10 protein-coding genes are annotated in these 10,910 nt (G+C 43.0%); 8 read left to right on the top strand and 2 right to left on the bottom strand.

Going from position 1 to position 10,910, the window contains the following annotated elements; genetic code table 11:
* Positions 1-229 precede the first annotated feature (229 nt).
* Entirely contained in the window at positions 230-976 is a 747-nt protein-coding gene (locus ACXLDX_RS06285) for a fibro-slime domain-containing protein (protein ID WP_457576341.1), read from the bottom strand.
* 570 nt (positions 977-1,546) lie between these two features.
* Between ACXLDX_RS06285 and ACXLDX_RS06290 the strand changes: the two genes are divergently transcribed.
* Positions 1,547-2,488, top strand: coding sequence for a glycosyltransferase family 2 protein (locus ACXLDX_RS06290; RefSeq protein ID WP_457576342.1), 942 nt, complete (start codon positions 1,547-1,549; stop codon positions 2,486-2,488).
* Between the two features lie 217 nt (positions 2,489-2,705).
* Here ACXLDX_RS06290 and leuA read toward each other — a convergent pair whose 3' ends face one another.
* Positions 2,706-4,388: a 2-isopropylmalate synthase gene (gene leuA / locus ACXLDX_RS06295; protein WP_457576343.1), complete on the bottom strand. Its 1,683-nt coding sequence runs from the start codon at positions 4,386-4,388 to the stop codon at positions 2,706-2,708.
* Positions 4,389-5,184: 796 nt separating this feature from the next.
* On the opposite strand from leuA, the gene ilvB reads away from it, so the two are divergent.
* The 7 genes from ilvB to ACXLDX_RS06330 all read left to right on the top strand — a co-directional run bounded on the left by ilvB (position 5,185) and on the right by ACXLDX_RS06330 (position 10,895).
* Positions 5,185-6,885: a biosynthetic-type acetolactate synthase large subunit gene (ilvB, locus tag ACXLDX_RS06300; RefSeq protein WP_457576344.1), complete on the top strand. Its 1,701-nt coding sequence runs from the start codon at positions 5,185-5,187 to the stop codon at positions 6,883-6,885.
* 45 nt (positions 6,886-6,930) lie between these two features.
* Positions 6,931-7,416, top strand: a complete 486-nt coding sequence (gene ilvN / locus ACXLDX_RS06305; RefSeq protein ID WP_457576345.1) for an acetolactate synthase small subunit — start codon at positions 6,931-6,933, stop codon at positions 7,414-7,416.
* A 131-nt stretch (positions 7,417-7,547) separates the two neighbouring features.
* The gene (locus ACXLDX_RS06310; protein ID WP_457576346.1) at positions 7,548-8,195 is read left to right on the top strand and encodes a phosphatidylserine decarboxylase family protein; all 648 of its coding nucleotides are present in this window, start codon (positions 7,548-7,550) and stop codon (positions 8,193-8,195) included.
* A gap of 13 nt (positions 8,196-8,208) precedes the next feature.
* Entirely contained in the window at positions 8,209-8,817 is a 609-nt protein-coding gene (gene rsmD, locus ACXLDX_RS06315; protein WP_457576347.1) for a 16S rRNA (guanine(966)-N(2))-methyltransferase RsmD, read from the top strand.
* Between the two features lie 89 nt (positions 8,818-8,906).
* Positions 8,907-9,416 (top strand): pantetheine-phosphate adenylyltransferase, encoded by a 510-nt coding sequence (gene coaD, locus ACXLDX_RS06320; protein ID WP_457576348.1) that lies wholly within the window; start codon positions 8,907-8,909, stop codon positions 9,414-9,416.
* Positions 9,417-9,468: 52 nt separating this feature from the next.
* Positions 9,469-9,867 carry a QcrA and Rieske domain-containing protein gene (locus ACXLDX_RS06325; RefSeq protein ID WP_457576349.1) on the top strand — a complete coding sequence of 133 codons (399 nt, stop codon included), beginning with the start codon at positions 9,469-9,471 and terminating at the stop codon, positions 9,865-9,867.
* Positions 9,868-10,049: 182 nt separating this feature from the next.
* Positions 10,050-10,895 (top strand): cytochrome b N-terminal domain-containing protein, encoded by an 846-nt coding sequence (locus tag ACXLDX_RS06330; protein ID WP_457576350.1) that lies wholly within the window; start codon positions 10,050-10,052, stop codon positions 10,893-10,895.
* Positions 10,896-10,910: the final 15 nt, after the last annotated feature.

The raw sequence follows: 10,910 nt of genomic DNA on the forward strand, positions 1-10,910 counted from the left end.
AAAATTATAGTAAAAATGAGAACCGGCGGTGCCAGCAATAAATCAATATTCAGCAGACTGAAGGCGAACAGAATGGACAGAAAAGCATGGGAAGTTAATGATATCAGGCCTTATCCCTGGACTGTGCTTCTCAAACCACTGCGGAAAATCAGCCAATGGGTCGTCAAATAAAAAAAGGCGAAAGATAAATTCTTCCGCCTTTTTTTATTTTCCAAATTTCCTTAATTCTCTATGTCGTCTTTTTACGTCTCAAACGAAGACCTGTCACTCCGACCAAACCGGCACCAAAAAGAATCATGGTTGCAGGTTCAGGAACCTCATTGTTGATATTGATAGAAGTGTCAATTCTAAAATGTGATTCCGTTGTGTGACGTTCCGCAAAAAAGAAGTCAAAGTCATAATCATTCCCAATAGTCAGTCCAAGCGTATCAAGATCAACAGATCCTGTCAACATGGTATGTACACCACCAAGATCCATTACTAACTGATTATCAATAAAGACCCAGACATCATCGTCTCCGGAAAAGGTGAATGTTTCTCCACCCTGATAAGTGAAATCCGAATGAATTTCATATGTAAAGAAAAAATTATCAGGATCCCCCGGTGCAGTAAGTGGGAAAAAGGTCATATCAGAAAATGTGTAAACATTCGGATCCGATGTAATAGTGTTATCCAATGTAATTGTGTATGATGAAGTTGTATTTACACCGGGTACATCATTATACCACTGATTGAAATTGGCAGCTCCTGTCGTTGTAAGAGTTCCGGCTCCACCGGCATATACAGGTTTTCCGTCTACACCCAGAGTGTTTGCCACAATACCCGGATCAACACCTATGACATATTGAAAGTCAGGATGAGAGGATTCGAAATCCCGCAGAGTTCCCGTTAAATTAATTGTACCTGCACTGACAAAACTGCAGGCAGCCAATGTCACAGCCCCCATGGAAATTAAAGTTAACAGTGTTTTTTTCATATCAATCTCCTGTAACTATGAATTTTTCATTTTCTTTTCTTATAATGAAAATGAAGAAAAATTCTCTTGCATACTTATATGCAATTTTCAAGCCACAAAGATCTGAAAAGGTCAATTTTTAACACAACCAAAACAACCACTACAATTATTTCACAATAACCTTTTGATTTTAAACATGTTAACAGTGACCATCAGCTCAACTCGTCCAAACTGCCTGTTCCCAGAATTTTTTTATACCAGCAGCAATTTCATGTCTTTTTTACGCCAATATATCAGTTAGATATGTGTTTAATTAAAAGTTTTAGATTTTATCATTTCTGCATATGAGAGTTTTTGTTCAAAAATACCCAGAAATTTTTACGGGTATATTTTATGCCTATATTTTACAAACAGAGAAGGATAATTCCGGATTTACAAACTTTAATCCGTAATTCAGGAATTCCTTACTGTTTTAGGTGTCCATAACTTTAATTGTCCGCTGAACAGTCGCTGGAAATATCTGTTAAAGAAATGCTGATATCCAATCTTGATTATGCAATAATGAGAAAACTGCCTCAATAACAGGTTATTATGGATGAAAAACCAATAGCTTCCTTTGTAGTTTCAACGTACAACCGAGCTTCTGACCTGGAACGCTGTATTGATTCCATCCTTGCGCAACAATGCCATTCACCCATAGAAATACTGATCATTGATGATGCTTCCACTGACCACACGGTTGAAATGATCAGGAAAAAGTTCGGTAATCTGGTCAAATTAATCTGCAGAGAAACAAATTGCGGCTCAATCAAAAACAGAAACTACGGCGCAAGCCTTTCTGCCGGAGAAATCGTTTTCATTGTTGACGATGATTCTGAACTTCCGGGAATACATACCGTTGAGGAAGTTTTACAGAGATTTAATGATCAACGTATTGGAGCTGTGACTATTCCTTTTATTCAAAATGGCAATCTGATTAATGGACATCCCCGGGGCAAAAATGGATCCGAAATTTTTATTGTTGCCAGTTTTATTGGTTGTGCCTGTGCAGTCAGAAGAGATACTTTTCTTAACTTAGGTGGGTTCGATGAATTCTTTCACCACCAGGTGGAGGAAGATGACTTTTGTATCCGATTACTGGAATCCGGAAAAGTGTGCGCTATTGCGAACATCAGTGAACCTATGAGACATTATGAATCTCCTGCACGCAGTTTTCAGAAATGGGATTTCTACGGACGTCGTAATTCCTTACTGTATATATGGAAAAACTGCCCGGCCAGCTATCTGCTTCCCAATCTGTCTATAAATACACTCCGGGGAATCCTGCATGCCTTCAAAAAAAAGAGATACTTATGGAATATAAAGGGAATACTTGATGGTTATGGAGTCATTTTCAGCAGTTTTTTCAACTCAAATCAATTGAGACACCCTGTGCGTAAATCCGTATATAATATTATTCGACAAATGAGAAACAGGGGGCCATTACCAATTTCATCTCTTGACCATATAATAAAAGAGACCTTGAAAAAATAAAATTTTCGTTCGACAACACGGAATAGAGAAATCAAAGAACATAATATATTACCGATATGTGAGGATTTTTCTTATTCCTTAAGGGTTTAGTTCGGGCGAAATGAAATTTCTCGAGGCGACTGAAAGTAGACGATTCTGTCGCCTCAATATCGAGAAAAATCAGCAGAAACCAAGTCAGTTAAAATAACACTCACTTCCAGGGCATCCGCTCATTGATTCAGGATTTTCTCATTCTGTTCAGACTGCTCAAAACAGCCTTTACCGAGGCAATGATTATATCTGTATCAACGGCTACACCCCACCGGACGGTCCCATCGGGATACTCAATCATTATATAGGCCGCAGCTTTTGCGCTCGAACCGCGATCCAGAGCGTGTTCGTGGTAATTTCGCAAACGAAAATCTCCCGTCACATCAGCCTTTAAGGCTGAACAGAAAGCATCGAGAGGCCCGTTTCCTGAAGCGGAAACAGTTTTCTCTTTACCCTGCACTGATAATGTTGCCTCAATATCTGCAAAGGAATCATTCTCGCTGGCTGCCACATGACGTTTATGGACGTGAAAAGATTGAATCGCATAGGGTCTGTCCGGTGTAAGATATTCATCAGAGAAAACCTGGAAGATCTCCTCATGCAACAGTTCACGGCCTTCTCTGTCTGTAACTTTCTGGATAATGGCACCGAATTCAGGATGCATGCTTTTGGGCATTTTAAACCCGAATTCCTCCATGATATAAGCAACTCCACCTTTACCGGACTGACTGTTGATTCGGATGACTTCCTCATATGTTCTCCCAACATCCCTCGGGTCAATCGGCAGATATGGAACTTCCCAGAGCCTGCCTTCAGATTCCCGATGCCTGATCATACCTTTATTGATCGCATCCTGGTGAGATCCAGAAAAAGCTGTGTAAACCAATTCTCCAGCATACGGATGTCTTGGATGAACTTTCAGCCGACACACCCTTTCATAAACATCTATGAGCCGGTTTATGTCCCCGAATTTCAGTTCAGGGTCAACCCCCCTGGTGAACATATTCAGAGCAAGGGTTATGATATCAACATTTCCGGTGCGCTCCCCATTACCGAACAGTGTTCCTTCCACCCTTTCTCCACCAGCCATCATAGCCAGTTCAGTTGCCGCAACAGCACATCCTCTGTCATTGTGGGCATGAAGACTGATGATGACTGAATCCCTGTCAGAAACAGTGTTGCAGAACCATTCAATCTGATCAGCATATACATTTGGAGAAGTCATTTCCACCGTTGCCGGCAGGTTAATGATCATTTTGTTGTGCGGATCAGGCTGCAGCACCTCTTTCACTGCTTCACATATTTCAAGGGCAAAATCCAGTTCAGTTCCGGTGAAGCTCTCGGGTGAATATTCATATCTGAATTTTGTTTCCGGATAAGCGGAAGCTTCATTTTTCACTGCCTCTGCTCCCTTTATCGCCAGCTCAATAATTTCTTTTTGATTCATATTGAAAACAATCCGTCGCTGCAGAGTGGAAGTTGAATTATACAGATGCATAATAACTTCCCGGGCTCCCCTGATTGACTCAAATGTTTTTTTGATCTGGGATTCTTTGGCCTGGGTCAGGACCTGAATAACCACATCCTCCGGAATAAGATTATCCTCAATCAGGGTTCGAATGAAATGGTATTCGACTTCCGACGCCGCCGGAAACCCAACCTCAATCTCTTTAAAACCTATTTCTACCAGAAGCCGGAACATTTCCATCTTCTTTTCATGACTCATGGGATGGATGAGTGCCTGATTACCATCCCTCAGATCCACACTGCACCAGATGGGTGGTTTTTCAATAGTTTTTCCCGGCCAGGTACGATCAGGCAGGCTTACCAGCGGTTGGGAACGGTATTTTTTTACGGCTTCCGGATTCATTTGTTCTCCTTTCTCGGTTCCTTGGTCAATAAGACAAAAAAAAGGCCGCGGTTTTTCCAACCGCGGCCTTAAAGGGATATATAGCAGAATAAATTACACTACAACTCTCCCGTGTTTGCCACGGCTTCAGAAAATAAAAAGCCGGATAGTAGAGAGAGTAGAGTTCTTTTCATTACAATCACGCTGAATTTATGTATTATAATTTACTGTTGCTTGAAATTTATAAATACACCATCAACAGTTCCTGTCAAGCAGCTTTTTGAAATTTGCTCACCTGTCATAGATTTTTACAGCCTCTCATGTTCGCTTTTACCTGTTTATACGTAACAGAGGAAATCATGAAAAGCCGGGGCCTGTGAGCAATGACCTTATGGGAATCCCGGCAAAAAGCTTCCTGATTACGTACAAAACCCAGCCTGATACTTGTGAAACTGGGGATATGGCTGTTTTATCAGGCGTATTTCAAAAATCACATTGTTCTGGTTAAAAAAATGATCTGGACTGACACTTTTTTATTTGAATTCCTTATCAATTGAGATTTCCAGTGATTTTTGACCGTAAGCTAGCCTGATAAAACAGCCACATCCCCAAACTGGCTGAATTTCATGGGTAATCAGAAAAAGCTTTGTATATTGACATTCATCCTATTCAAAGATATATTTTTCAAGCATTTTTGATAACAAGTGTTACTTCAATTCTACACTTCAAAAATTAAAAACACTGGGTTGTTCACCTGGTGAGGCGTTACTTTTTCACTTGGATCACGATTTCAAATCTTTCAAAAAGGAATAAATTAATGGGGAAAATTACCGGATCCCAGGCAATTGTCAGATGCCTCGAAGACGAAGGTGTAAAAACAATATTCGGATATCCGGGGGGTGCCGTCATTGATCTTTTTGATGCATTGATGGATTCCAGCCTGGTCAATGTCCTTGTTCGTCATGAGCAGGGTGCCGTACATGCCGCCGATGCCCTTGCCAGGGTCAGCGGTGAAGTTGGAGTGGCCATTCTTACATCCGGTCCCGGTGCCACCAATGGAGTGACCGGAATTGCAACAGCTTATATGGATTCGATTCCCCTGGTTGTTCTCACCGGACAGGTTCCCAGGCCCCTCATTGGAAACGATGCCTTTCAGGAAGTAGATATTGTCGGCATTACACGTCCCTGCACCAAGCATAACTACTTGGTGTCCAGGCATGAAGACCTGATCCCTACAATCAGAGAAGCCTTTCATATCGCCAGAACAGGACGGCCGGGACCTGTTCTTGTGGATTTACCCAAAGATCTGGTGGGCTGCACTATAGATTATCCGGAGAAGAAACCGATCCGGATGCAGAGTTACCAGCCGACATATGAACCACACAGCAGACAGATAGCCAAAGCAGCCAAACTTATTCTCAAAGCTGAAAAACCCGTTCTCTATGTCGGTGGGGGTGTCATTCTCTCGGACTCCAACAAGGAACTGACCGAGCTTGCAACAAGACTTAATATTCCTGTCACCATGACACTCATGGGCCTGGGCGCCTTTCCCGGCACCCACGACCTCTCCCTGGGGATGCTTGGAATGCATGGCGGTTATACCGCCAATATGGCTGTTGCCGAGTGTGATCTCCTTATTGCAGTCGGGGCAAGATTTGATGACAGGGTGACAGGCAAACTTGAAGACTTTGCCACCAACGCTAAAATCATCCATATCGATATCGATCCCACGTCCATCAGTAAAAATGTCCGGGTCGATATTCCCATAGTTGCTGACTGCAGACATGCCCTGACGGCGCTGAATACCTGGTTTGAAAACAATACCAGCTTTAAGGCGGGCAAAAGAGCAGATCTTCACACTCCCTGGATTGAGCTTCTCACTAAATGGACAAAACAGCACCCTGTCACCTACAGAGACAATGGCTCAATCATCAAACCACAATATGTCATTGAAAAACTTGATGAACTCACCGGTGGAAATGCGATCGTAACAACCGAAGTAGGCCAGAACCAGATGTGGGCTGCCCAGTTTTATAAATTTAATTACCCACGTCACTTTGTTACATCCGGCGGTCTGGGTACCATGGGATTTGGCCTGCCGGCTGCTATCGGAGCCCAGATGGCCTTTCCTGAAAAAACTGTTATAGACATTGCCGGAGATGGTTCCATTCAGATGAATATCCAGGAACTGGCAACAGCCAGGCAATACAACTGCCCCGTTAAAATAGCAATCCTCAACAACAGCTATCTGGGGATGGTGAGGCAGTGGCAGGAGCTTTTTTATAACAAGAGATATGCATCGACCGTCATGGATATCACCCCGGACTTTGTTGAACTGGCAAAAGCTTTTGGCGCCGTCGGCTTAAGAGCCCTTACAAAAGATGAAGTGGTACCCGTCATTGAAGAGGCTCTGGCTACCGATAACACGGTAATAATGGATTTCAAGATAGAAAAGGAAGAAGGGGTCTATCCGATGGTTCCTGCCGGAAAACCTAATACGGAAATGCTGCTTGTTTAAAATCCTCCGCTCCACCAATATATACAACCTGACAAGGCTAAACATATGAAACATACGATTTCTGTTCTTCTGCAAAACAAACCGGGTGTTCTTTCCAGGGTTACAGGATTATTCAGTGGCCGGGGATTCAATATCGAGAGTTTATGCGTTGCTGCGACCCTGGACCCTGACATTTCCTGCCTGACAGTTATATCAAAAGGTGACGACGCCATCATTGAACAGATAACCAAGCAGTTGCATAAACTGATTGATGTCATCAAGGTCACTGATATCAGTGAACAGGAGTATGTGGAACGTGAAATGGTTTTGATCCGGGTCAAGGCAGAAAACCATACCAGGGCTGAAGTCCTGAGAATCATAGACATCTTCCGGGGAAAAGTAATTGATGTCAGCGCCAGAAGTTATGCCATAGAATTAACCGGAACCGCATCAAAAATACAGGCAGTAATAGACATACTGCGACCGATCGGTATCAAGGAAATTGTCCGAACCGGTGTCATCGCAATGGCACGGGCCAGCAAACACAAATAATCGTAATTGCTCACAGATACACCAGCTTTTCACGGTCTCTTTCCGCCCGCACACCTGGCTTTTGAGGACCCAAAAGCCAGTAATAATAAATGGCGGGTGGATAGTTACAAACAATCTTCTATTCTATCATTATGCTTAGTCCTCAAATTCCTGTTGCCAGGGAAGGATATCCTTTTATCGGCCTGGCTACGTTTTGTACTCTTATCTCAGCTGTACTGGGATTCACGGTTGTCACTCTTGTTTTTCTCTTTATCTCCCTCTTTGTCCTCGGTTTTTTCAGGGATCCGGAAAGATTCATCCCCCATGACGAAAATGCATTGATCTCCCCTGCCGATGGAAAAATCATTCTCATTGACAGAATTAAAGACGAGACCTTCATCCATGATGAAGTTTTCAAAATTTCAATTTTCATGAATGTTTTTAATGTTCATGTCAACCGCATCCCGTTTTCTGGCACAGTGGAGCAGATACTGTACAAGCCGGGAAAATTTTATTCGGCCGACAGTGAAAAAAGTGCCTTGCAGAACGAATATTGTGCGACTGTTATTTCAACAGATAAAGAGAAAAAAATCGCCTGTGTCCAGGTTGCCGGTCTGATTGCAAGAAGGATTATCTGCTGGCTTGAACCCGGAGATAAGGCGATAAAGGGTAAACGGTTTGGCCTTATACGATTCGGCTCAAGAGTCGATCTCTATTTACCGGTTGAAACGGAAATTCTTGCGGAAGTAGGGCAAAAAGTTCGTGCCGGAGAAACAATTCTCGGCAGACTGAATAATTAGCACCTGTCCGGTAATGAGAATTATCAGCGGGACAGCGAGGGGCCGGAAACTGGTTGCGCCACCAACTCGGCAAGGCAAAAAGGACATTCGGCCGACCTCTGATAGGGCCAGAGAAGCCCTCTTCAGTATTTTAGGGCAAAGGATAATAAATGCTGACATGCTCGACCTCTATGCCGGAACAGGTGCTGTCGGCCTTGAAGCATTCAGCAGAGGTGCCAAAAGCGTTTTATTTGTCGAAAAGAACAGAACAGCGCTGCAAATTATACAGCAGAATATTTCCCTCTGCTTTGGCAACAAAGGAAATATTCCCACAATACGAGTCATTCGGCATGACCTTACCCGCAGTCTGCCAACCGGGAAATTACAATCTCTACACCCCCGGGGATTTGATATAATCTTTTCAGACCCGCCTTATTCCAGCAATTATTCTTTAAAATCGCTGGTTATGCTTGACAAAAGCAATCTATTATCAAACAATGGTCTCCTTATCGTGGAAGAACGATTCAATGTAGATCTGCCGTCAGAGCTTTCGTTTCTCAGGTTGCATGACCGGCGCGTTTATGGTGAAGCCTCGTTCTGGTTTTATAAACCCGACCTTTTTTATAACTCCTCACAGGGGTAGCAACTCTGTGATTTTATTACCTCTGAACTGTAAATACAGACCCGGAACCCGATATTTTATCGGCAGAATTTAAGCCAGAGAACCAATTTATGAGTACTCATATTAAAACAGAACAGGCTATCGCAGTTTATCCCGGAACCTTTGACCCTATAACAATGGGTCATGTCAATATCATTGAAAGAGCACTGAATCTTTTCAGTAAGGTTATTGTCGCAGTTGGCATAAATCCTGCCAAAAGCCCTCTTTTTTCAGTTGAAGAAAGAGTAAAAATGATTGAGCAGACATTTAAAGATTTCTCAAGGGTTGAGGTGCATTCTGTATCCGGCCTGCTGGTTGACTTTGCTCATCAACAGAAAGCAAAAGCCATAGTTCGAGGTCTACGTGCCGTATCGGATTTTGATTATGAATTTCAACTTGCATTGATGAACAGAAAACTGCAGAGGGAAGTTGATTCGGTATTCCTTATGCCGAATTTCAGATGGATTTTTATAAGTTCATCAATTATCAAGGATGCCGCGAGAAACGGCGGCGATGTCAGTGATATGGTTCCCTTTCATGTCAATGAAATGCTGATTAAAAAATTTTCAGAAAAACAGTAACATGTGTTGTCGCCTCCACAGGGCCCCCTGTTATTCTAATTAATCTGAATTCGTGAGCGTAAAATTCCAAAAAAAACGGAGAAATATTATTCTCCAGTTGCTGTCAACTGCACTTCTCTATCCCATATTGAAATTTGCGGGTTACACTGTTCCCAAAAAACCGAATTACGTAAAAATCGGCGCCCCCATCCCGACAGATGGTGTTCTCGTGACCAGAGACTTCATTCTTTTTGATAAAGATGGCTCCTGCTGGGCGCTTTCCAGAAAATGTACACACCTGGGATGCAGACTTCACTATAAGGATGCGGAAGACATTCTTGAATGCCCCTGCCACCAGAGTCGTTTTTACGCCAGGACTGGCGCTGTTCTCAACGGCCCGGCCCAAAAGCCGCTCAGACAATTTCCGGTTGAAAAGAGGGAAAACAGTCCATATTACATAGTCACCACGTAACTACTCACAGGGGTAGCAATTATATGATTTTATTACCTCCGAACTGTAATTGCTCACAGGTGCCGCAGATTTTTGCAGGCTCTTTTGTTCGTTATAGCCTACCTATGCGGACAAAAGAGACCGTGAAAAGCTGGGGTACCTGTGAGTAATTACGTCACCACATAAAACAGCATAAACAGAGAATGGGCATCATCCGACAACTACTGCTTTTCCTTGAAAACCGCAAATGGGGCAGCTGGGCCCTGGTTTGCCTCTATATTTCCCTTTTCTCAGGTATTATTGTCGGGATACAGTATCAAGCTTCAACACCGTATTACTCTTCTGTATCAATTGAATTAATCGTTCCCTTTGGAGGTTATTTCAGATCTCTGCATTTCTATTCAAGCCAGTTTTTCTTTCTGCTCTCCTGCTGTCATTTTGCGTTCACCTACACAAAAACAGATAGATATACGCGAAAAGACTGGCTCTTTGTTACAGCCTCCCTGCCAGTCATACTCCTGCTCCTTTTCACCGGCTATATTTTAAGAGATGACAGTACCGGTTCATCCGCCGGTTTTATTGCTGAAAATATTATTCAATCCATACCCTTTGCCGGACACGCACTGAATGATCTCCTCTTTTCCATCTCATCCCATGGCATGAGAAATGTTTATCTTCACCATATCATTTCCTTTGACCTGCTCCTTCTTGTACTTCTCTGGAGTCATCTGCGAAGATATAAGACTCCAGCCTCAGAACATCCCCTGCTTCTTGTTTTCATGTTCATTCTACCCATATACCTGGCAGCACCGCTTGAACCGGAACTTCCAGGGACTGAATATATCACCGGTCCATGGTTCTTCCTTGGTCTCCAGGAACTCCTCCGCTACTTGCCACCGCTTTTGGCTGGAGTTTTAGTTCCTCTCCTTTTTCTTTTCCTGTTTTTCTCACTTTCCCGGGACAATAATTTTCGAAAACAGGCTGGTTATCTCTTTTTTGCTGGGCTCTTCCTATACGCTCTCCTTTCCATTATAGCTATTTCAAGGTGATAACGTACAGTTATC

Source organism: Desulfomarina sp., from assembly GCF_054039375.1.